At 61.0% G+C, this 21,622-nt stretch carries 21 protein-coding genes; 8 read left to right on the forward strand and 13 right to left on the reverse strand.

The genetic code is table 11. The features are described from left to right. Nucleotides 1-44: 44 nt before the first annotated feature. The 8 genes from B5527_RS08880 to B5527_RS08915 all read left to right on the forward strand — a co-directional run bounded on the left by B5527_RS08880 (nucleotide 45) and on the right by B5527_RS08915 (nucleotide 8,591). Nucleotides 45-872, forward strand: coding sequence for an ABC transporter permease (locus B5527_RS08880; RefSeq protein WP_172842516.1), 828 nt, complete (start codon nucleotides 45-47; stop codon nucleotides 870-872). An 80-nt stretch (nucleotides 873-952) separates the two neighbouring features. Further along, nucleotides 953-1,978: an ABC transporter substrate-binding protein gene (locus B5527_RS08885; protein ID WP_172842517.1), complete on the forward strand. Its 1,026-nt coding sequence runs from the start codon at nucleotides 953-955 to the stop codon at nucleotides 1,976-1,978. A 79-nt stretch (nucleotides 1,979-2,057) separates the two neighbouring features. After that, a complete protein-coding gene (locus tag B5527_RS08890) occupies nucleotides 2,058-2,834 on the forward strand; it encodes an ABC transporter ATP-binding protein (RefSeq protein ID WP_079600954.1) in 777 nt (258 codons plus the stop codon). A 245-nt stretch (nucleotides 2,835-3,079) separates the two neighbouring features. Then, the gene (locus B5527_RS08895) at nucleotides 3,080-4,699 is read left to right on the forward strand and encodes an acyl CoA:acetate/3-ketoacid CoA transferase (RefSeq protein ID WP_079600955.1); all 1,620 of its coding nucleotides are present in this window, start codon (nucleotides 3,080-3,082) and stop codon (nucleotides 4,697-4,699) included. Continuing rightward, on the forward strand, nucleotides 4,699-5,385 hold the full coding sequence (locus B5527_RS08900; RefSeq protein WP_079600956.1) for a TetR/AcrR family transcriptional regulator: 687 nt from the start codon (nucleotides 4,699-4,701) through the stop codon (nucleotides 5,383-5,385). The genes B5527_RS08895 and B5527_RS08900 overlap by 1 nt, the downstream gene beginning before the upstream one ends. A 42-nt stretch (nucleotides 5,386-5,427) precedes the next feature. Then, nucleotides 5,428-6,894, forward strand: a complete 1,467-nt coding sequence (locus B5527_RS08905) for an NADH:flavin oxidoreductase (protein ID WP_079600957.1) — start codon at nucleotides 5,428-5,430, stop codon at nucleotides 6,892-6,894. Between the two features lie 3 nt (nucleotides 6,895-6,897). Further along, nucleotides 6,898-7,833 (forward strand): NAD(P)-dependent oxidoreductase, encoded by a 936-nt coding sequence (locus B5527_RS08910; protein ID WP_079600958.1) that lies wholly within the window; start codon nucleotides 6,898-6,900, stop codon nucleotides 7,831-7,833. After that, entirely contained in the window at nucleotides 7,830-8,591 is a 762-nt protein-coding gene (locus B5527_RS08915) for an enoyl-CoA hydratase/isomerase family protein (protein ID WP_079600959.1), read from the forward strand. Before B5527_RS08910 ends, B5527_RS08915 begins: the two co-directional genes overlap by 4 nt. 114 nt (nucleotides 8,592-8,705) lie before the next feature. Here B5527_RS08915 and B5527_RS08920 read toward each other — a convergent pair whose 3' ends face one another. The 13 genes from B5527_RS08920 to B5527_RS08980 form a co-directional block, all read right to left on the reverse strand. Beyond that, nucleotides 8,706-9,464, reverse strand: a complete 759-nt coding sequence (locus tag B5527_RS08920; protein ID WP_154072112.1) for a 2-keto-4-pentenoate hydratase — start codon at nucleotides 9,462-9,464, stop codon at nucleotides 8,706-8,708. A gap of 37 nt (nucleotides 9,465-9,501) precedes the next feature. After that, nucleotides 9,502-10,299: a shikimate dehydrogenase family protein gene (locus B5527_RS08925; protein ID WP_079600961.1), complete on the reverse strand. Its 798-nt coding sequence runs from the start codon at nucleotides 10,297-10,299 to the stop codon at nucleotides 9,502-9,504. 520 nt (nucleotides 10,300-10,819) lie between these two features. After that, nucleotides 10,820-11,551: a class I SAM-dependent methyltransferase gene (locus tag B5527_RS08930; RefSeq protein WP_079600962.1), complete on the reverse strand. Its 732-nt coding sequence runs from the start codon at nucleotides 11,549-11,551 to the stop codon at nucleotides 10,820-10,822. A 210-nt stretch (nucleotides 11,552-11,761) separates the two neighbouring features. Further along, nucleotides 11,762-12,046 (reverse strand): hypothetical protein, encoded by a 285-nt coding sequence (locus B5527_RS08935; RefSeq protein WP_154072113.1) that lies wholly within the window; start codon nucleotides 12,044-12,046, stop codon nucleotides 11,762-11,764. Between the two features lie 47 nt (nucleotides 12,047-12,093). After that, entirely contained in the window at nucleotides 12,094-12,804 is a 711-nt protein-coding gene (locus B5527_RS08940; RefSeq protein WP_154072114.1) for a class I SAM-dependent methyltransferase, read from the reverse strand. Nucleotides 12,805-12,860: 56 nt separating this feature from the next. Next, nucleotides 12,861-13,985, reverse strand: a complete 1,125-nt coding sequence (locus B5527_RS08945; protein ID WP_079607168.1) for an endo-1,4-beta-xylanase — start codon at nucleotides 13,983-13,985, stop codon at nucleotides 12,861-12,863. A 71-nt stretch (nucleotides 13,986-14,056) separates the two neighbouring features. Beyond that, nucleotides 14,057-14,464, reverse strand: a complete 408-nt coding sequence (locus B5527_RS08950; RefSeq protein ID WP_245332551.1) for a hypothetical protein — start codon at nucleotides 14,462-14,464, stop codon at nucleotides 14,057-14,059. A 6-nt stretch (nucleotides 14,465-14,470) separates the two neighbouring features. Next, nucleotides 14,471-15,694 carry a glycosyltransferase family 4 protein gene (locus tag B5527_RS08955; RefSeq protein WP_079600965.1) on the reverse strand — a complete coding sequence of 408 codons (1,224 nt, stop codon included), beginning with the start codon at nucleotides 15,692-15,694 and terminating at the stop codon, nucleotides 14,471-14,473. 9 nt (nucleotides 15,695-15,703) lie between these two features. Next, complete coding sequence (locus B5527_RS08960) at nucleotides 15,704-16,981, reverse strand: glycosyltransferase family 4 protein (protein ID WP_079600966.1); 1,278 nt, start codon at nucleotides 16,979-16,981, stop codon at nucleotides 15,704-15,706. Beyond that, the gene (locus tag B5527_RS08965; protein ID WP_079600967.1) at nucleotides 16,978-17,769 is read right to left on the reverse strand and encodes a WecB/TagA/CpsF family glycosyltransferase; all 792 of its coding nucleotides are present in this window, start codon (nucleotides 17,767-17,769) and stop codon (nucleotides 16,978-16,980) included. The genes B5527_RS08960 and B5527_RS08965 overlap by 4 nt, the downstream gene beginning before the upstream one ends. 251 nt (nucleotides 17,770-18,020) lie before the next feature. Beyond that, nucleotides 18,021-19,454, reverse strand: a complete 1,434-nt coding sequence (locus B5527_RS08970) for a lipopolysaccharide biosynthesis protein (protein ID WP_079600968.1) — start codon at nucleotides 19,452-19,454, stop codon at nucleotides 18,021-18,023. Between the two features lie 3 nt (nucleotides 19,455-19,457). Then, nucleotides 19,458-20,510, reverse strand: a complete 1,053-nt coding sequence (locus B5527_RS08975) for an acyltransferase family protein (RefSeq protein ID WP_079600969.1) — start codon at nucleotides 20,508-20,510, stop codon at nucleotides 19,458-19,460. A gap of 29 nt (nucleotides 20,511-20,539) precedes the next feature. Then, nucleotides 20,540-21,616, reverse strand: coding sequence for a glycosyltransferase (locus tag B5527_RS08980; RefSeq protein ID WP_079600970.1), 1,077 nt, complete (start codon nucleotides 21,614-21,616; stop codon nucleotides 20,540-20,542). Between the last annotated feature and the right edge of the window lie 6 nt (nucleotides 21,617-21,622).

The raw sequence follows: 21,622 nt of genomic DNA on the forward strand, positions 1-21,622 counted from the left end.
GAACAAGGCCGCACGATTGAACGATGTCGGCTGGGAAGGGAACGATGGCTCTCGTGAGTGATTCTGCAAAACCCGATACCGGGGCGGCGAGCGCGGCCGCAACCGGCATTCTCAGGAAGCTGACACCGCTGGCCGGCGTCGTGTGCTTCCTGCTGGTGTGGCAGATTTTCGTGGTCGCCTGGGGTGTGCCGGCCTATCTGCTGCCTTCACCCTCAGCCATCGGCCACGCCTTCATCAGTCAACTTCCGCTGCTGCTCAGTAACGGCTGGATCACCGTCTACGAAATGCTGGCGGGCTATGCCTTGGCGGTCGGCATCGCAATTCCGCTGGCGATCGCGATCACGTCATCGCGGCGCTTCAATCAACTCGTGATGCCGACAATGCTGTTCTTCCAGATCATTCCCAAGGTGGCGATTGCGCCATTGTTCCTGGTCTGGTTCGGGGTCGGACCGACGCCGAAAATCCTGGTCGCGTTCCTGATTTCCTTCTTTCCAATCGTGATCGACGCCGCCGTCGGCTTGCGCTCGATGTCGTCGGAAATGGCGGATCTCGCGCGCTCGATGGGCGCTACGCGCATGCAGGTGTTCGCGCGGTTCAGGCTGCCGACCAGCCTGCCGTATCTGTTCAGCGGCCTGAAAGTGGCGGCGACATTGGCGATCGCCGGCACGGTGGTCGGCGAATTCGTCGGCGCCGACAAAGGCCTCGGCTATCTGCTGCTCGTGACCAATTCGAACATGGAAGCCGCGCTGATGTTCGCTACCATCGTAGCGCTGACCATCATCGGTCTGGTTTTCTATTACATCGTTGAATTGCTGGAGAGCTTCCTGATCCCGTGGCATGTCACCCATCGGGTGGAGTCAGGCACCATGTAGCCCGAAGCGAATTCTGATTGAACGTCAAATAGAGCTTCGCCGCGAAGGCGAAGACAAATCGTAGGGAAGAAATGATTACCATGAAGCGCAGGGAGATTTTACGATCGCTGTTGGCGGCCGCCGCCATAACGCTGACCGCGCCGGCCGGCGCTCAGACGCTCGACAAGTTTCCGTTTCGCCTGAACTGGACGCTGTATGGCGAGCACGCGCCGTTCTTCGTGGCGCTGGACAAGGGGTTCTACAAGGACGTCGGCCTCGACGTCGAGATCCTCGAAGGCAGCGGCTCGACGACGGTCGCGCAGCTGACTGCCAACGCCACCAACCCGGTGTCCTATGTCGATGCGGCGACCATGATGCGCGGCATCAATGCCGGCATGCCGATCAGAGCCGTCGGCGTGACCCTGCAGCAGAGCCCGATGGCGTTCATCTACCGCGCCGACAATCCGCGGCCGAACAAAGTCGCGGAAATCAAGGACAGTCGGATTGCGATCACTGCCGGCGACGCCAGTCTCGCGATCTTCACCGCTTTCATGGGCAAGCTCGACATGAAGGTCAGCGACGTGAAGCTCGTCACCGTCGCCAATCCGGCGGCGAAAGAACAGGCCGTTCTCGGCGGCCAGGCCGACGCCTTGCTCGGCTATTTCATGGATCAGGGTCCGCGCATGCAGCTCAAGAGCGGCGTGAAGATGGGCTGGACCAGGCTCTATGACATGGCCGGTATCTCGACCTTGAGCAGCGCGATCATCATCAACAATGATTGGGTCAAGGATCCCAAGAATCAGGATCGACTCAGGCGCTTTCTGGCGGCGTCGCAACGCGGATGGGAATATACACGGCAACATCCCGATGAGGCGGCCGAGATCTTTTTGAAGCATGCACCGGCTTTCAACACCGAGATCGCGTTGTTGGAAATCAACGGTACGCTTACGATCACCAACACCAAGCACACCGAGGGCAAGGCCTTGTTCTGGTCGGCCAAGGAAGACTGGCAGGAAAGCCAGGATTTGTTGGAGAAATACGCCGGCCTGACCGCGCAGGCAGATCTGAATAAGTATTACACCAACGAATATCTGGCGCAGCCGCCGTATATGCCCGCTAAAAAGTAACCCCGATATCCCGTCTCTCCGCGGCAAGCCGCGGAGAGACTTTTCGTCTCGCGTGATTTGACAGTGGAATTCGCAGGCAATGAGCCAACCTTACATCCGGCTGACGAATGTCGGCAAGAAATTCCAGACAAAGACCGGAGAGGTCGAAGCCTGCGGCGACATCAATCTCGATATCAAGCAATCCGAGTTCGTTGCTATCGTGGGACCGAGCGGTTGCGGCAAAACCACCATCCTCAAGATGGTCGCGGGATTGCAGCCCTATACGTCGGGAACCATCACGGTTGCCGGCAAACGCGTCGATCGACCGCAGACCGACGTCGGCATCGTATTCCAGGAAGCCATCATGCTCGACTGGCGCGATGTGCTGTCGAACGTGATGCTTCAGATCGACATTCGCAAGCTGGAACGCGCCAAATATGAGCCGATCGCGCGGAATCTATTGAAGGCAACCGGGCTCGAAGGATTCGAGACCAAGAAGCCCTACGAATTGTCCGGTGGCATGCGCCAGCGTGTGTCGATCTGCCGCGCGCTCGTCCACGGCCCGAGCATGTTGATGATGGACGAGCCGTTCGGCGCGCTCGACGCGCTGACGCGCGAACAGATATCGATGGATATTCAGCGGCTGTGGATGGAAACCCGCAAGACCGCGTTGCACATCACTCACAGCATACCGGAAGCGGTGCTGCTCGCCGACCGGGTCGTGGTGATGGGACCTCGGCCCGGACGCATCGTCGAGATCATCGACATCGACTTGCCCCGCCCGCGGCGACTGGACCAGCTTCCCGCCCGGTTTCACGAATACTCCACGCGCATTCGCGACATTTTCAAGTCGAAAGGCGTGCTGGCGATGGATTGATGTGCTGCGTAATGAGGATGGCAGCCAGTCTCAAGCCCGATGGCGCTCATGACATCGGCTCAGTGAGCTATCGCGTTGACTCGGCCCCGCTGTTTCTCTTATAACTAACTAGATACTTATTAGCTGTCGGTCGGGTTGCTGAAGATGCGGATCGTGAATTCGTCCAACAAGGAAGGCCGGCTGGATCCGGCAGCATCTCCCCCTGGCGATGCGCTGCGCGTACACGGCGTGGCGGCGTAGCGAACATGGCGCCGCGTGTCGTAACGGCCGATCAAGCTGCGGAACTTGTTGCCACCGGCGATACGCTGCTGATCGGCGGCTCTGGCGCCGGACATTCCGTGCCCGATACGCTGATCGCGGCGATCGCCAAACGCTTTCTGGCCGAAGGCGCGCCGCGCAATCTGACCACGGTGCATCCTGTGGGTCTCGGCGATCGCGCCAACCGCGGCATCGGCCATCTGGCCCATCCCGGTTTGTTGAAGCGCGTGGTCTGCGGCACGCTGGTGGACTCGCCCCCAGTCGAGCGTATGGCCGCCGCCAACGCGATCGAGGCCTATACGCTGCCCCAGGGTTGCCTGTCGCAACTGACACGCGAAATGGCGGCAGGCCGCCCCGGTCTTACCACGCATGTCGGTCTGCACACTTTCGTCGATCCGCGCCTTGGCGGCGGCAGACAAAGCGAAAAGGCGACCGAAGATCTTGTCGAACTGACAACCGTCGGCGGCAAGGAATATCTGTTTTTCAAGTCCTTCCACGTCGACGTCGCGCTGGTGCGCGGTACCAGCGCCGACGAGGACGGTAACATCACGATGGAGCACGAGGCGGTCTTCGGCGAGATGATCTCGATGGCACAGGCTGCCCGCCGTGCCGGCGGCATCGTTATTGCCCAGGTCAAGCGTATGGCGTTGCGGGGTACGCTGCCGCCGAAGCAGGTGAAAATCCCCGGCATGCTGGTCGATCTGATCGTGGTCGACCCCGGGCAAACCCAGACCTTCTTCACCGCGCACGATCCAGCCTATGCCGGCGAGATCAAGGTGCCGCTTGGCAATATCGCTGCGCTGCCGTTTTCGGTTCGCAAGGTCGTGGCACGCCGTGCCGCCCTTGAGCTCTATAGTGGCGCGATCTGCAATCTAGGTTCCGGGATCTCGACCGGAATCGCATCGCTGGCCGCCGAAGAAAATGCGATCGACGACGTCGTGCTCACCAACGAGCAAGGCCTTATCGGTGGCGTGCCGGCGACCGGCAACGAACCCGGTGCGGGCCGTAACTATCAGGCGATGGTCGACCAGCCCTATCAGTTCGATTTCTACGACGGCGGCGGGCTCGATCTGGCATTTCTTTCGTTCGCCGAAGTCGACGAAGCCTGCAACGTCAACGTCAGCCGCTTTGGCGACAAGATCGTCGGGCCCGGCGGCTTCATCAATATCAGCCAGAACGCCAAGACCATGATCTTCAGCGGCACTTTCACCGCCGGGGGCCTCGATATCACCTGGACGGACGGGCGGACCCGGATCGGCCGCGAAGGCGCGGAAAAGAAATTCGTCGGCAAGGTGCAGCAGGTGACCTATTCCGGCGCGCTGGCGGCGCAGAACGGTCAGCGGGCGTTCTACATTACCGAGCGGGCGGTGTTTCGGCGCAACGAAGCCGGTCGCCTGGAATTGATCGAGATCGCGCCGGGTATCGATCTCGAGCGCGATATATTTGCACAGATGCAGTTTCGGCCGGACGTTTCGCCGGCGTTGAAAGAGATGGATTCCCGCATTTTTCGTCCTGAGGCCATGGGACTCGCCGCTATCATTGCCGCCAAGGAGCGCCCGATTCGTTCGCAGCGCCTGAACCGGTTTTTGACAAAGGCGGTGTCGTGATGGCTGTTGCGGCGACCACCAAAACGAAGCGGCCGGCGCCATCGGCGAAGGCAAAAGCGGCCCTTGAGCCGGTGCGGGACGCGGAACGAACCCGCCAGGCGTTGCTTGGCGCCGCGGAAATCGAATTTTCCACCAAGGGGTTTGCCGGCGCGCGCGTCGACGTCATCGCCGATCAGGCCGCGGCCAACAAGCGCATGCTGTACTACTATTTCGGCTCCAAGGAAGAGCTGTATCTCGCTGTGCTGGAACGGGCCTACGGCGCCATGCGCAAGGCGGAACGGGAGCTCAACCTCACCAACCTCGCGCCGCTTGTGGCCATCAAAACGCTGGTCGAATTCAAGTTCGATTACTGCGAGAAAAATCAGCAGATCATCGCGCTGCTGGCCGGCGAGAACATGCTTGGTGCGGCCTATCTCAAGCGCTCGCGGCGGCTGCGCGACATGAATCTGTCGTTGGTCGACGTGATCCGCACCGTGCTCGATGCCGGCGTTGCCAAAGGCGAGATCAAGCCCGGGATCGATCCGCTGCATCTGTATATCTCGATGTCTGCCTTGAGCTACTTCTACTTTTCCAATTCGGCGACGCTGTCGGTGGCGTTCGCGCGGTCGCTGGGCAGCCCGGCCGAACGCAGACTTCGGCGCGCACATGCTGTCGATGTCATCATGGCTTATGTGAAGGCGCTCTGAGCACCATCGTGTGGCGCTATCTCTTGTAAGAAGGCAGAGAACATGAAGTTTGGCGACTATCCCAAGGCTGGCTCGCTCGATGGCGTCGCGGGCTTTCGCAATTACCTGCAATCCCTCGGGATCGATATGCCGTGCGACGACATCGTCGCTCACGGGCCGAAATCGCCTCTGGCGGCGCCGATTGAAGTCGACGGCATGAAAATCGGACATCGTCTGGCGATCCATCCGATGGAAGGCTGGGATTGTGAACGCGACGGCAGGCCGTCGGAGAATACCAAGAGGCGCTGGCGCCGTTTCGGGCTCAGCGGCGCCAAGCTGATCTGGGGTGGAGAAGCCTGTGCGGTGCGTTTCGACGGTCGCGCCAATCCGAAGCAGCTCACCATGACCGCGGAAAGCCAGAGTGAAATCGCGGCCTTGCGCGACATCGTCATCGCCGGGCACAAGGAAGCGACCGGCAATGACGACGACCTCGTGATCGGGCTGCAGCTCACCCATTCCGGCCGCTTCTGCAAGCCGAACGACAACACCAAATTCGAATCCATCATCGCCTATAATCACCCGCTGCTCGACCGCAAATTCGGTTATCCGCCCGAACGGCCGGTGATCAGCGACGACGAGATCAAGCGGTTGATCGATGACTATATCGTTGCCGCGAAGCGCGCCGAGGCTTGCGGTTACGATTTCGTCGACGTCAAACACTGTCACGGCTATCTCGGACACGAATTCCTCAGCGCTGTTGAGCGGCCCGGCCCCTACGGCGGGAGCCTGGAAAATCGCACGCGATTCATGCGCGAGATTGTCGAGGGGATTCGCGCCGAAGCGCCGCGGCTGAAGATCGGCGTCCGGCTTTCCGCCTTCGATTCCGTGCCGTTCAAGCCCGACCCGGCGCTTTCGGTGCCCGGAGCGCTGGGTCCCGGCGTGCCGGAAAATCACAGCGTACCTTATCCCTACGCGTTCGGCGGCAATGCGGACAATCCGCTCGAATACGATCTCACCGAAACCAAGGCGCTGTTCGAAATCATGCGCAAAATGGGCGTGCGGTTCGTCAATGTGACGGCAGCGAGCCCGTATTACAACCCGCATTTGATCCGGCCGGCATTGTATCCGCCGTCCGACGGCTATCATCCGCCCGAAGATCCTTTCATCGGTGTGATGCGTCAGCTCTCGGTCGTGCGTGAACTCAAGGCCGCCTTTCCGGATTTCTGCCTCATGGGTTCCGGTTACACCTATTTGCAGGAGTTCTTTCCGAACGTGGCTCAGGCCGTCGTCCGCATGGGGTGGGTCGATCTCGTCGGTCTCGGTCGCATGGTCTTGGCCTATCCGGAACTGCCCCTCGACATCCTGCAAGGCAAACCGGTGAACAAGAAGCGCAACTGCCGCACCTTCAGCGATTGTACCACCGCGCCGCGCAACGGCATCGTCTCCGGCTGCTATCCGCTTGACCAGCATTACAAGAAGTCGCCGGAATTCAAGAAGCTCGCGCTGCTGAAAAAAGCTCAGGTGGGATAATCGATGCCGACTGCTTCCGATCGCCGCATCGCGTTGCTGGGCACCGGCATCATGGGATCCCACATGGCGCGGCGGCTGGCGCAGGCCGGTTTTCCTGTCACGGTCTGGAACCGAAGTGCGGATAAGGCCGGCCAGCTCACGCGATTCGGCGTGAAGATTGCCGTCAGTCCGTCGTCGGCCTGTGCCGATGCCGATGTAGTGATCGTCATGCTGAGCAATGGTCCTGTCGTGGAGGAGGTCCTGTTTTCGCCAGATCACGCCGGGAAAAGGCCGGCGGAGACGATGGCGGCCGGATCGGTGCTGGTGGTCATGAGCTCGATCCCCGTCGAGACCTGCCAGTCTCAGGCGCCGAGGCTGGCGGCGCGGGGAATCGACTATATCGACGCGCCGGTATCGGGCGGCGAGCCAGGCGCGCGCGATGGCACGCTCGCGATCATGGCCGGTGGCGACGTTAGGGTGGTCAACGGAATTGCCGACGTCTTCGCCGCGATGGGGCGTGTCACGCACATCGGTCCGGTTGGTACCGGGCAGATGACAAAGCTCGCCAATCAGATCATTGTCGGCGCCACCATGGTCGCGGTCGCCGAAGCCCTGCATTTCGCCGCCAGGGGCGGCGCGGATCCGGCTGCGGTGCGCAAGGCCCTGATGGGCGGCTTTGCCGATTCCAGGATTCTCAATATTCATGGTGAACGCATGGTCGAGCGAAATTTCGTGCCGGGCGGACCGGCGGAATACCAGCTCAAGGATCTCCGCACGGCGAAGGCGCTCGCGGCTGACTCGGGCATGCATTTCACGCTGCTGGATTGTCTGGTCGGCATGTTCGGCGACATGATCGACCGGTTCGGCACCGGTCTCGACGTCGCCGGCATCCTTCAGGAAGTGGAGCGGCGCTCCAGCGGCGTACAGGCCGGGACAGTCTCTGCAAAGGTGCCGTCATGACCGGACGCGTCACGCTCAACATCGACGACGGCATCGGCCAGATCCTGCTCGACCGTGCCGACAAGATGAATGCGATCACGCCGGAAATGACGCAGGAATTGCAGGCGGTCTGCCGCGCTGTCGACTCAAACCGCGATATTCGCGTCGTGACGATCGCCGGCGCCGGGGAGCGTGCCTTCTCGGCCGGCAGCGATCTGAATACCCTGGTCAACCTGTCGGATGTCATGGCATTCCGCGACCGCATCGAATACGCGGCCCTGGTGCGCGATATCAAAAAGCCGGTTATCGCGGCGTTGAAGGGCTGGGTTTTGGGCGGCGGTATGGAAATCGCAATCGCGGCCGATATCCGCATATGCGGACGCAGCGCAAGGATCGGCGGCCCGGAAGTCACGCGCGGCTGGCTTGGCGGCGGCGGCGCGTCGCAGATGCTGCCGCGCCTCGTTGGCGTCGGGCAGACGATGCGGATGTTGCTCACCGGCGATCCCGTCGATGCCGAAACGGCGCTACGCCTCGGTCTGGTCGAGGAAGTGGTCGATGACGCCCAGGTGACGGCGCGGGTAATGGAGATGGCAAGAAAGATTGCCTCGTTCAGCCCGACCGCGACGCAGGCCATCAAGGCCGCGGTTCGCGCCGCAATGTCGACGCCGCTGGAAGCGGGTCTGCGTTACGAGAACGAACTCCACGTCATCTGCATGTCAGACAAAGGCCGGCTGGAAGGTATCAAGGCGTTCCAGGAAAAACGCGACGCGAAGTTTTAGAGCAAGCCTCCCGGAGGTCCTCGGCCGAAGGCGGCGTCGCGAAGAGCGGTGGGTCGGTGCCGTCCATTCCCCGAAGTTCGTAGCTCAGACGACGGCCGAACCAAGAGAGCTGGACTAAGGAACAAAGTCCAGGCGCAGCGTTCCCAGGGCGCCGAACTCCCCGACATAAGTGCCGGGCTTTGGCGGGATCGGCGTGGTACAGGTGCCGGTAGTGACGAACTGTCCGCGCTTCAGGCCACCCGCCGGCAATGGCTGTGCGTTTGCCAATGCGATCACCGCCAGCAGCGGATTGCCGAGAATGCGCGCACTGCTGCCGCGCTCGGCGACGCTACCGTCATGCGTCAGGTTGACAGCCAGATTGTCGAGGTCGAGCCTGCGCCAATTGCGGACAGGCGCGCCGGTGACGAAGGCGCCATTGCCCATGGAGTCCGCAAGCTTCAACAGGTCCGGGGCATTCGCAGGCCAGCGGCTGTCGGCGATCTCCATCGCCGGAACAACGGCCTCGACCGCCGCCTCGATCTCGCCGCGCGTATAGTCCTGGTCGCGCGGCGGCAGGTCGGCGCCCAACAGAAACGCCACTTCGCATTCGAGCAGGGGGACGACAAATTGCGCGGCCGAGAGCACCGACGGCGCCGTATGCACGAAAGGCGAAAGCAGGGCGCCTGCCACGGGGCGGCCGGTCAGATAGCCCCGCTGTTGCTCGGTGCTCAGCGCCGTGACCTTCCAGCCCCGGACGGCGTTGCCGGCGCGCGTCGCGAGTTGCGACTGAATCCGGTAGGCCTCGTCAACGCTGGTGATCTTCGCGCGCCACGGGCCGGCTTCGAGCACGCGGGCCTCGGCGCGGGCGCGAGCCAATTCATCGGCCAGGTCCACGAGTAGCGGCTGGACTCCGAGCTGCGGGAACGTTTGCTTATCGGGCATCCGAGCCGTCGAGCCCAAGGAATTGCATCATCAGATCGAGCTGGCTATTGAGCATGTGGATACCGAAGTGGATGGCGTGACCACGCTTCTCGGCGGCGATCAGCAAGGGCGTCATGTCGGGCTTCATCACGACCTCGGCGACCAGTGCGGAAGGATCGGCGCTGGCGAGATTGAATGAATGGCCATCGTCGGACTTCAGCCCCAGCGACGTTGCATTCACGACAACCGAGTGTCCGCCGGCGTCGGCGGTGCCGACCCGGATGTCGATGCCGGGAAATGCTTCGCCGACGTCGGCGACCAGCTTTTCGGCCTTGGACCTCGTGCGGTTATGGATCGTCAGCGCAGCGGCGCCGGCGTCCGCCAGCGCATAGGCGAGAGCGGTGCCGGCCCCGCCGGCGCCGGCCATATAAAATCGCCGGCCGCTGACCTGATGGCCTTGCTTGATCAATCCACTCACGAAACCGCGGCCGTCCAGCAGGGTGCCGCTGAAGCTGCCGTCCGGCTCGCGGCGTACCGTGTTGACGACTTTGGTGTGCACGCCCTCGAGGTTGTCGCAAAGCCGCGCCGACTCCTGCTTGTGCGGCGCGGTGACGATGAAGCCGTCAAGGTTGGCGATCGATTTCAGGCCGGCCCAGCCTTTCGGGAGGTCGTCGCGACCGATATGAACCGGAAGGCATACCGCGTCGATATTTCGTGCCAGAAAATAATCGTTGAACGCCATCGGCGTCCGGACGTGGGCGATGGGATCGCCAATGATGGCGTAAAGCCTTGTCGTTCCGGTGATCATGAAGGCCCCTTAACTATCTAGTTACATAACATAGAAAAGCGCCGATGTTGTCAATGTTCGAAGCCGACGTATGGACAAGCGTCTTGCGCCGCCGCGGCATGTCCTTGTCAGGCCAAGACCACAACACCCCCAACGATTCCCATGAAGAGCGGGCCCTTGGGGGCCTCAAGGTGGACAACAATGCAATCGATCGTAGGGCTCCAGCCGTCAAAACCAGCCCGAAAATCCGTCACGGTTAAAATGTCGCCGCGCTGTTCGAGCATTCCATGAGAGCTGCATTTCAAACCCACGACGGTTTGCAACGGCAACTTAACGAACCCGGGGGCAGCAAGTCGGCGCGTCAGTCGATCGGCCGTTTTGCGGATTACGACTCCCGGATTTCCTTTGCATCACCAGCGGGGCTTTAGAGCGCGGGGCACGGCACGCTACCACAGGATTTTTGCAGCTCGACGCCGCACAAGCCTTAACGGTCAGCCTTGGGCGGAGCCCAACCCAATGGCGCGGTTCGACCCGCCGGCGGCTATCGAGCAGTCGCCGCCGCAACAACGCGGCTGGTCGCTGGCGACAATTGCGAACGTAGATTGTCGCGCGACATGATCACCCTGCCTCTGAAAATACGGGCGGACCGCGATTCGAAATACGTCCGCAATTCCCTCGTATAGAAGCCAATTGAAGGCTCCTCGTTGAATTCAAGCGCAATGATACCGCCGGGATTGAGGTAATTCTCTTCAAGGTCGCCGAGGAAGAAATCCCACTCGCCGATTCCCCACAAGCTCTCCGTCTTGTGTCCGTTAAAGCAAATCTGGTGAGCGGTGATGACGTCAAACCGCCGGTTGATAGCCGGCAGGTTCTTATATGCTTCAATCCGAAAGCCGGTTCTGGACAGACCGAAAAGCGCGATCATGTCGCGATAGAATGGATAGTCCGGAAGGTCGATGCCGTGGACGTCGTGGCCAAGGTATTTGCAGCAATACAGGAAATAGCCGGCGCCACAGCCCAAATCCAGGACCGAGGCGTACGCCGACTTGTCGAGCCCCAATTCGATCGCGCGCATCATTTTCGACCGCAGCCACAGTTGCTTGTCAAAATATTTGTAACTGTCATATCCCTCCGAAGCATGCCTGCCGATTACCTCCTGAAACCTCGCTTGATCGATCGAGGCGTCGGCTTTCGCAGCAAGCGTGCGAGCCCTGAGGAAGTTGGGAATGTCGGAAATCGAATACTGCAGGCGTCCAGAGTTAGCGAATAGCATGGCAACACTCCATCGGGGCTATGCTTGGCCGTAAGCGTGGTTGCGAAAACGAATGTGCTGCAGTGAAAGTGCTCTCACCCTTCATCTGCCTTGAGTCAGCAAAGTGGCGGCATCTGGAGGCGCTTGCTGGTGTTCGCACGATCCGATTGCTTTTCCGAAACGGGAACGCGCAAGAGCATGTCTCTTGATGGTGAGGGCGGTTGCCGACATTCAATCCTTCCACGGCCTGAACGGCTTTGCATCGCCGGGACGAAGGCCGCCGACGTGGCGCAGAATATCGTCATAGGCGTGGTCGCTGACCTTGTATGTGATGATATCGTCGACGGGCTTGCCGTCGCTGGTGAGGCGCAGATGCAGCGAGAGGGTGCCGTCGTCCAGCATGGTTGCGGTACCGGCAAAGGGCATCGATGGTCTGGCGTCCGATGATCGTGACTCCTGGGCGGCGCAAGCGCCGACCATGCCCAGCATGATGAGGACGAGGATGTTCTTATGCATGATCTCCGTCCACGGCCGGCGCATCGCAAGCAAAAACGGGCGCGGCCTCATTCGATATCGGACCGCCGCCAGACGCCAATGACCCGTCCCGTGTCTGGATCGTCGTCTTCGCGCAACAGTTCAAACGGCGGCGGCAGGCTGAAGGGCGGTGCGCACAGGTTCAGGTGGCGCACCTGGCCATACCTGATGTCGGCATTTTGTCGTGCATTGGGATAGGTGGTCGCCAACAGATAACGAATGGGGGATCGCCGAAACTGATTGATGGCGATCCGGACCGCTTCGTCAGGAAAATGGATCATGAGGTCCCGCGCCAGCCATGCGTGGACGTCTGGTAGCGGCTCGCGGAGAACATCGAGCTCCAGGAACTCAGTATCGGGATATTTGCCGCGGTTCTCGACGATGAGATCGTGAACAATGTCGGCCCCGATATATCTAAAGCCGGATGGCCAGTGGACATGTCTCATCCAGTGAAAGTCGCCGCAAGGAGCGTCCAGCAGCGAGTGAATGGAGTGACGGCGAACGAATTCGGGGAGCGCGGCTCTGACCGACACCGTTCGCTTCAGTTCCGCCCCCCAACCGCTGCGGCTCTCGCCGTTGTTCCACCAGTTCCTTCTGAAAATATTCGTAAAGACCTGTTTCGGGCTATCGGTGCCAAGGCTGTCCACCGTCATCCGTTCGTTGATGATCGAACGGAGTTTGCGCGGCGCATTATTGCGAATCGATGCATAAAAGCGTGGCGTATGCTTCTTGAGCAACAACGCTGTTTCCGTGACGGCTCTTGAAAGCTGCATGCCGGTCTTCCTGTCTTTATTGGTCAGCGCGCCTGCCCGTTTGTGGCGTGATCAGGACGCCGGGCGTTCTCGAAGGCTTGCGCGATGGCGCCCCACAGCGGTTTTGCCTGCATCCGGTCGTCATAGGGCAGAGGGCGGGGAAGCCGCGCCGCCGTCGGGTTTTTGGCTCGGAATATTCCACGATAGAACGAGTAATTGTCGGCCAGTTCCCAGGTGATCAATGCCTTGACGGCCGGATGCCGCAGCGTCGTTTCCAGAAACTGTTGTGCTGTCCTGGCGACGGCCGCATCCCGGGCGGTGACATCGTCTGGAAAGACGTCGTCACAGACATCGAACTCGGTGATGTAGATGTCGACGCCCAGATCGGCCAGCGCATGCACGAATTCGTCGAATCGCGCGGGGTCGTGTGGATATTGCGGTTGCAGATGTCCCTGCAGGCCGACGACATCTATCTTCACGCCGGCATTCTTCAGATCGGCGACCAGCTTCAATAGCCCGCGGCGGACGGCGAGCCCGAGTTCGTCGTCGCGTTCGGTCTGCGCCTCGTTCAGCACGAATTTAGTGTTGCGATCGACCGCTGCTGCGCGTTCGAAGGCGCGGCGCACATAATCGGGGCCGAAGGCATCGTACCAGGGGCCAAGCCGGAAGCCACCGGGCGCCTTGTGCCCGGGCCAGAATGGCTCATTGACGACGTCCCATGACTGCAGTTTTCCCGAATATCGCGCGACAACCTCGTCGATATAGGAATCGAAAAAGATCCGCCGTTCGCCGGTGGTCAGCTTTTTTACCCAGTCCGGGTTCCATTCGTTCCAGATCAGGCAGTGTCCACGCATTGCAATCCCATGCTGATCGCAGAAAGCGAGCAGCCTGTCGGCGCTCTCGAAATGTTTGGGGCCGGGCTGCGGCGCAATCCGTCCGATCTTCAGCGCGACGTCGGTCGTAATGATTTTCGTCTGCGTGATGTAGAGATCGCGATATGCCGGATCGGTATCGATCACCTCCGCCGCTGCTGAGCCGAACAGGAGGCCTTTGCTGGCGGCGATCGCGCCCAGACCCGGTGTGGGCGCCGCGACGGCAACGCGCCCGTTGGTCGCGGCGACGCTGGCAGCAGCCAGTTGCAAAAGGCGACGGCGCGAAACGTCAATCATGCGGTAGCTCTCGTTTTTCGTAATCGTAACGGGATCGTTGCGTTGCAATATCGCGATTGTATGGCCATGACTCAGAAAGTGCCTTTGATCTTCTGACACGATGTCGATGACGTCGATGATATCTTCACGATGGCCACCATGGACTTGTCTTCGAGCAGTTCCTTTTGTGTCAGGAAGTGCAAAGTAGAGCGGGGATAGGCGTCGCAGAATTGAGAGAGCGTCGCTGCAGTCGCCGCGACGCTGTCCTGTTTTGGAATCACCGCGATGCCGCCATCTTTCAAGATGTAGGCATCCCTGACATTCGCCATGGCGGCGGCCGCCAGGCATATCTTGAACAAATCCTCATACGCCTGCGGCGGAAGCGCGAGGTCGCCGCCAAGGCTGCCAAGCAAGTACTCACGGCTCTTGCCGCAGTTGTCGGCCCGCGCAGTACCGGCGGCAAGTGCGAGAAAACTGGCAATCAGTGCAAATCTCTTCATGACGCATCAGGCCGGATGCGGCGTGGGATCGGGCTGGCGCGCCTTGACCGCCACTGCGAGCCCGTCAGAAATATTCTCGACGCTTCGTTTTGCGGATCGAGACAGGCCGTAGGTTTCGGCCGCGCAGCGTTCCCATGACAAGGCGGCGGCATGGGCCGAAGCGCCGGCCGCGAGAAGGGATCGTGCATCGGTGTCCTCGGCGAGTTCTGCGATGGCGCGCGCGACAGCCTCTACGGATGGCGGCACGAGCAGCCCCGTTTCGTCGGCAAGAACCGCGTCGGGAACGCCGCCGATCGCGGTCGCCACGCTCGGAAGGCCCGTGGCTGCAGCTTCCAGGTAGACAAGCCCGAACCCTTCGACCCGGCCGGAGCCATCCGGCACGCCGCTCAGGCAAAAGAAGTCAGCCGCGCCATAGATGTCGCGAATCTGCTCGTCGGGCAGCGAACCGAGAAAGCGGACATCGCAGTCCGTGGTCGCGGCGAGTCGCCTCAATTCATCCACATAGTCGGGCTCGCCGTCCGGACCGATCACCAGCCAGGTGATGCGCCTGCGCAGTTCTCCGGAAAGAGTGGAAAGGGCGGCAAGCGTGACGAGATGCCCCTTGCGCCGTGTGATCCGGGCAACCGTCACGACAACAAGCCGGTCGGGCGCCAGTCCGTACGCTGCCCGTGTTGCGGCCCGACCATTCCGCTGACCGAACCAGAATTCCGACACGCCGAGCTGTACGGCATTGATACGCTGGGCGTCGACGGCAAACCGCTCGCGGAACAATTCTCTCGTGTACCCGCTGTTGGCGACGATCTCGGTTCGCGCCCCGAATACGCCCGCGCTTCGAATCGCGAGGCGTTTGAGCGGCGTCTGGGTCTCGTTGATCTCCGTGCCATGGACGGTCATCAGCAGGCGCGCTTGCGTCAGGCCCCGTGAAAGTGCCACCGGGATGAAAAACGGCCAGTCCGCGGCATGGATTACGTCGTAGCGTTCCATCCGGACACGGCTTCGCGCGAGCAGGATCTTGCACGGAAGATCGCGCATCGAATGCAGGCCGCCGCGAAAACGTCGGACTTCAAAAGGCAAAGCGCGATCCGCGGTCGCGGTATCCTGAGCGTAATCCGGAGCGATCACCGTGACGTCAGCACCGAGATCGGTAGCGGCGGAGGCGATCTCCCGCGAATAGGTGCCGATTCCACCGGTGGCGGGGGCGAACTCGCTGGTGAGCAGGAGAATATTCACGGCGTCTCCTCAGGATGCCTGGGACGCAACGGTCATGCCCCGCGCATTCTGAATTTCCTGGTGGTAGCGGAAGACGCGCGCAAGCTGGCTGCCTGGGGTGAAGTCCGCGATGGCGCCGGCAATTCGCGCCGGGTTCATTGCGCCCGCGTCGATGGCGTCGCGGACATCGACGAACCGTTGCGCGAGCGCCTCTGCCATGTCTTCGGCCGAGCCGGCCCGTGCCACCAGAAATCCGCTGTCGCCATCGTGGATCACCGATTCAAGTTGCGGCAAATGCACGGCGACGACGGGGCGCCCGATCGCCAGCGTCTCAAGCACGACGCGCGGCATACCCTCAAATTCGGAAGTGAGGATGCCCGCATGCGCGTCCGCGAGGGTTGCGGCCATTCCCGCGGCATCCTTGAAACCGTGACGAATGGTGATGTCTTCGATCGCCGAGAATTCGGCAAAGCGATAGGGATCGCTGGTCCCGATATAGTGAAACTCGATACCGCCCTGCAGCCGACTGCGCAGGCGGTCGATGGCGCGGAACATCAGCGGCGGATCCTTGAATTCGTCGAGCCTTCCGGCAAACACCACCTTGAACGGTGCCGAGCTGGCGGGCAGGGGTTGCGGCCGGAATATATCCGTGTTGACCCAAGTCCAGAGCGTATCGATCTTGTGCTTTCGACGCGGATAGGTCTTCTGCAGCCGTTCCGTGATGAAGGGGTTGACGCAAAGGAATTTCGCGCTGGTGGCGACAGCGAATCGTTCGCCGGCGTTGTGGACGAACGAATATTTCCGCAGCAGCGAATCCATCTGCAGTTTCGGTGCTCCCTCGCCGTGCAACATCTGGACAAACGGCAGTCTGAGCAGTGCTGGCAGCCACGAGAACTCGACCCGACGCAGGTCGATCGAACATCGCCGCGAGCGGATCAACCTTGCGATCAGGCCGAAATGGCGCAATAGCGCCACGAAAAACTGACCGGTCAGTGATGTGCGGATGCTGCGGGCGGCTTCGCGCGCCTGCCGGTCCGAGTATCGCAGGATCGGTAGAAAATCGAAAGTGCGCCCCCGAAAAGTGAGCCTGTGAATCTCGCCAAGCCTGAGATCTCCGGTAGAATCGACGCCGATGAAAAGCAAATCGGTATCGTCAGGATGAAAGGTGATGAAGTCTCGAATGTAGGTCTCCAAACCACCGACCTTCTCGCCACGCGGATCGAACGGGTGGATGAGGCAGATCTGGTATTTGGGTTTGACGCGATTCGAATTTCGTGCGCGCAACGCCAGTGTTACCGTCGAAGTCATGCCGCTTTCCTCATCCGTGCGTTGACAATCTGGGGAATGGTGCGGGCCACCAGCCGCGGGACTACCGCCACGCAACGCGCATAGCGCGGTCCAAGCCGCCGCGGATCACGTAACATTCGCCACGCCCATTCGAGTCCGGCCTTCTGTGTAATAGAGGGTGCGCGGGTTTGGGTGCCGGCAATGAAATCGAGGGCGGCGCCGATGCAGAGCAATCCGGTTCCGTTGAGCCGATCGAGGCAGCGCGCCGCGAACAGTTCCTGACGCGGAGCGCCGAGCGCGAGGAAGCATAGTTTGGCGCCGGAGGCGCGGATGCTGTCGATCGCGAAGTCGGCTTCACTGGAATAGGGATCGAAATTGGCCGCCGGAGCATAGTAGCCCGCGACCTGCAGTCCTCGAAATCGTTTGGACAAACGTTCTGCCGTGATGGAGAGCGTTCGATCGTTTGAACCCATCATGAATATGGGAAGTCGTTTTTTTTGTGCTTCCCGGCAGACGGGTTCGACAAGGTCAGCGCCGGTCGTGCGTCTGATCCGCGTGCCCATGAGACGGCTCAACACGACAATGGGAAAGCCGTCAGCCGTCACAAAGCGAGCCCGCCGATAGGCGGCGCGGAAATCGGGCCGCTGCTGCAATTGCACAACATGATCGAGATTGAGCGTGCAGACACAGAAATTATCGCCGTGTTCCGCCGCTGAAACGATCGATGAAACGGCTTCGGGGAGCGAAACAACGTTGATGGTGATACCATCGACGGTGAGATTGCGATGGTGCGGTTTCTGCGTGTCCAACGTGTCGATCTCCTGATGGCAATGTGGTCGAGGTACACATGCACAAAAACACCGACAGCGGCGCCCGCAGTGGCCACGGGAACTTGGATGCCGAAAGAATTCTTCCTCGACGAGTGATGGTACGAAATCGCATTATTGCGACGCAACGATGGCGATGTCGTCGTGCGGTATGTTGAAGAAGACGGCAACGCATTCGTTGAATCGAGATCTGCCATGCGTGTGCTTGCAGCGAGTCGTGTTCAGAGTTCTGATTACTGCTGATGCAAATGCAAACGGAGCATTCGAAGCAGCGACGTTGCGTAAACAAGGGCAAGCAAGGCGATGTAGACGGTCGCACCTGCCGTGATATGTGCCGCGAGGACGACAAGAGACGGCGCCTCCGGAAGGTTACCCAGCAGCGCTGCCATCGCAATTGTCGCGAATGCGATCGGGACGAGATGACTGAACGGCAGCGTCAAGCCGAATTTCGAAAAGCCGATCGCAAAACTGACGATCGCAGCAGCCATCGCCGCTATGACCGTTGCGCCGGCGGCCCCGACCAGTCCCCAATATCGGATAAAGACCAGACTCAGCACGACGGTTACCGTTGCATCGATCGCGGCGACAACGATCATCAGCCGGGTGCGATTGTGCAGCAGGAACGTCTGATCCACGAAATGCGCGCGCAGGCTGCGAATTGCGCCTGCGAGGGCCGAGAGTGGAAGCACGGCAAGCGTGACCTGCTGGAACGGGGTAGCGATCAGCAAATGCACGATCTCCACGCGTAGCATGAAGATGCCGGTGATGCTGGGAGCCAGGATTGCGGTCAGCAGCGCGCTGTTGTCTGCGAGTTGGCGCATCGCAAGCTTGCTCCCGCCTTGCTCCATGCTCTTGACCGCCAGTGGAAAGGCGGCAGCGGTCACCAGCATGGCGGAGACCGCCGCAGCGCGCTGGCCGAGACCGTAGCCGACGGCGAACAGCCCGGCTGCGGACACTCCCAGCAGATCGTTGGCGATGAAGCGCGATGCGTTGAGGCCGACCCAGCCGAGTGCGCCCCCGATCACGATCGGAATGCCGTAATGCAGCGCATGATCGACGATCTCGCGATCGAGCGGCCAAAAGCTACGGCCATAGCCGATCTTCGGCAGCACGATCACGGCCGCCGCAAGCTGGGCGACGGCGTAGCCGGCAAGCGGCCACTCGGCCGATTGACCGAGCAGCTTGATCAAGACCAGCCCGACAACAAATCCAATCGAGGGTCCGACGACCTGCTGGATTGTATAGACCCAGATATGGTGACGAACACGGGCGCGCTCGCCGATGTAGAGATTGAGCGTGCGCGTGATGACATAGCCGATGGTGGCAATGAGAAGCCCGGTATTGGCGTCGGGCGCGATCACGAGAAAGAGAATGGCGGTGACGAGGATGCTTTGGATGATGATCGAGGCGAGCATCACCGCATTTTCGGTGCGATAGAACCGCAGTGCTTCGCCGCGATCCTGGTATCGTCCGAAAAACCGCAGCGCGTATTGCGACCACCAGGTGAGAAAGGCGATCTGCAGCAGTTCATGGCTCGCGGTGACCAGCGTGATCACACCCAGCGTGTGTTCGTCGACGACATGGGTCCAGACGATCATCGCAACCAACTGGAACAGCGGTCCGACAATCTGCGCAGGCAAATAGAGCAAGGTGTGTCGCAGCAGCATGTGTCAGCCCCCTAGCCAGCGGCACAGGCGCGGAGGGGTGAGAGCCCTGACCGCCAGCAAGGCCACAATGCTGCCCGAAGCGGTCACGGCATATGTGATCGCGAAATCAGCGGCCGGTCCGAACTGGCGCAACTGGGCATGATCGCGCAAGGCCATCACGATAAAGATGTGCCAGAGATAGATGAAATAGCTGCCGGAGCCTAAGCTTGCGATCAGCGGCAACTGGATGTCGCGCGCCAGGAGCAGGACGCAAAGCAGCGCGGCATAGGCAAAAAAAGCCACCGAGTCGTAGTCGGCGGCGTCGCCAAGATCGAACAGCCGCACCGCCGCGTAGAATATCAGAGCAAGCAGCGTTGCGCCCGATATCAGCGTATGTAGTTCTCGCAGGCTGGAGCGTGTTTTGGAGAGTCCGACCAGCGCCCCCAGCGCCATGAAGGAAAACCAGAACGGAATATCTCGCATCCGGACTTCCTCGACCAGGGAATCCGAAAAGCCCAGCCGAAACAACAGCGGGTCGAGATAGCTTCCGGCCATCAGGCCAAGCGCGATCGAGAGCAGCAGCAAGACAACGAGCCGCCGCTGCGATTGCTCCGTGCCAGTGCCGGAAGCAGAAAACACCAGCCACAGCCCAATGGTGCAGCCGACATAGACGAAGACGTAGTAATAGACAAACACGTAGGCGAGAACGAACCTGGCCAAAGTCGTGGTGATGCGATGATCCATCGCCGGATTGTGCAACGCCATATAGATATAGGCCGCAGCGAACGCGATCGCGTAGGGGATCAGGACTGCCTTCAACCGCCTCGCAAGCGGGACTCGCCCGGTAAGAACGGTGAGGTATCCGGAGGCAAACAGGAAAATCGGCACGCATGGCCGCAGCACCGCGTCGGCCAGCGTCTCCCATGAGTTGAGCGGCTGTTGCAACGAATGGATGCCGATCACCATGAGGATGGCGAACCCGCGCATGGTGTCTATTCCGGCATCGCGGCCTGACGCGGTCGCCCGCGAATCCAGCTCCGATATCGGCCAAACCAAATCTCTCGCCGCCAATGTCATCCGATGTCGCCCGGCCGAAGTCTGATTAATCAACGCTCAACAAGACGGTTGCGATATGCCGGCCTCGCGGACGCCTGCCGTCCGGCGAGTTCGGCGATCATACCGATCACGGCGTCGCGGTCGTCGGCCGCCAGCGCGTTCCAGCGCTTCAGGTTTTGCGCCGCGAGTTTCACGTAGCGGGATCGCCATTGGTAATCCGACAGTATGGCCGCGATCTTCCCCGCGGCGGCAGCCGGGTTGGCCGGGTCGATAAAAATGCCGGAGCCATCAAGCACCTCGTGGAAAATGGCGGCATCCGGAGCGATAATGGGAAGGCCGCCATATTGAGCCTCGAGCAGCGGGAGGCCCAGGCCTTCGTCGTGCGACGTGCAGATGAAGATGTCCGCCTCATCGAGCAACTGCCGAACATGCGCGCTCGGCTGGTAGCCGTGCAGCGTCACGCCGGGAAAGGCCGCGAGTGTCCGCCAGTCATCACCCCAACCCCGCCGCCCAACGATATCCAGTGTCGCGTCCGGGAAACCCTGGGCGCGCAGCGCGCCGGCTATCCGTGCCGCCGCGACGAAGTTCTTTCTTGGCTCCACGGTTCCAAGCGCCACCAGCCGCAGCGGCTGGGTCTTGCGTTCAGCACGCGCTAGCGAGTCGAGGTCGAAGACGTTGCGGACTGGCGGCCGATAAAGCGTGATCGCGGCGTCGGGCCGACAATGGGCTGCGAGCTTCTGCCTTGTGTCGCTGGAATTGGCGAGAAAGCGAGGATAGTGATGCAGCGCAAGCCTGAAAGGCGCAGCCATGTAGAGCCGGGCGCGCCGGTTGAGGTCGGCCGGCCGCGACAGCAGGAAAATGTCGTGGATATAGGGAAGCACACGAGATGCGAACGGCCGCAGCAATGGACTCGGTGGAAAGCCCGGACACAGCAGGATAGAGGAGGAGGCCGCGAGCCGCATCGGCAGCCCGAGGGTTTGCGTCGTCACCATCTGGCGGGTGCCCTGTGCGGTGACCGGGACGACGTCGAGCGGCGCCAGCGCCTCCGGCGAAAACAGCTCAAGCGTGATCCGTTCGAGGCCGGTGACGTGACGTCCGAGATGGGTGTGGTCGACATAGATCGCCATGGGTTG

Source organism: Bradyrhizobium erythrophlei, assembly GCF_900129425.1.
Lineage (GTDB): Bacteria > Pseudomonadota > Alphaproteobacteria > Rhizobiales > Xanthobacteraceae > Bradyrhizobium > Bradyrhizobium erythrophlei_C.

Coding starts and splice junctions, on each gene's coding strand:
- B5527_RS08880 (WP_172842516.1), top strand. CDS start 45: ATGGCTCTCGTGAGTGATTCTGCAAAACCCGATACCGGGGCGGCGAGC.
- B5527_RS08885 (WP_172842517.1), top strand. CDS start 953: ATGAAGCGCAGGGAGATTTTACGATCGCTGTTGGCGGCCGCCGCCATA.
- B5527_RS08890 (WP_079600954.1), top strand. CDS start 2,058: ATGAGCCAACCTTACATCCGGCTGACGAATGTCGGCAAGAAATTCCAG.
- B5527_RS08895 (WP_079600955.1), top strand. CDS start 3,080: ATGGCGCCGCGTGTCGTAACGGCCGATCAAGCTGCGGAACTTGTTGCC.
- B5527_RS08900 (WP_079600956.1), top strand. CDS start 4,699: ATGGCTGTTGCGGCGACCACCAAAACGAAGCGGCCGGCGCCATCGGCG.
- B5527_RS08905 (WP_079600957.1), top strand. CDS start 5,428: ATGAAGTTTGGCGACTATCCCAAGGCTGGCTCGCTCGATGGCGTCGCG.
- B5527_RS08910 (WP_079600958.1), top strand. CDS start 6,898: ATGCCGACTGCTTCCGATCGCCGCATCGCGTTGCTGGGCACCGGCATC.
- B5527_RS08915 (WP_079600959.1), top strand. CDS start 7,830: ATGACCGGACGCGTCACGCTCAACATCGACGACGGCATCGGCCAGATC.
- B5527_RS08925 (WP_079600961.1), bottom strand. CDS start 10,299: ATGATCACCGGAACGACAAGGCTTTACGCCATCATTGGCGATCCCATC.
- B5527_RS08930 (WP_079600962.1), bottom strand. CDS start 11,551: ATGCTATTCGCTAACTCTGGACGCCTGCAGTATTCGATTTCCGACATT.
- B5527_RS08935 (WP_154072113.1), bottom strand. CDS start 12,046: ATGCATAAGAACATCCTCGTCCTCATCATGCTGGGCATGGTCGGCGCT.
- B5527_RS08945 (WP_079607168.1), bottom strand. CDS start 13,985: ATGATTGACGTTTCGCGCCGTCGCCTTTTGCAACTGGCTGCTGCCAGC.
- B5527_RS08950 (WP_245332551.1), bottom strand. CDS start 14,464: ATGAAGAGATTTGCACTGATTGCCAGTTTTCTCGCACTTGCCGCCGGT.
- B5527_RS08960 (WP_079600966.1), bottom strand. CDS start 16,981: ATGACTTCGACGGTAACACTGGCGTTGCGCGCACGAAATTCGAATCGC.
- B5527_RS08970 (WP_079600968.1), bottom strand. CDS start 19,454: ATGCTGCTGCGACACACCTTGCTCTATTTGCCTGCGCAGATTGTCGGA.
- B5527_RS08975 (WP_079600969.1), bottom strand. CDS start 20,510: ATGACATTGGCGGCGAGAGATTTGGTTTGGCCGATATCGGAGCTGGAT.
- B5527_RS08980 (WP_079600970.1), bottom strand. CDS start 21,616: ATGGCGATCTATGTCGACCACACCCATCTCGGACGTCACGTCACCGGC.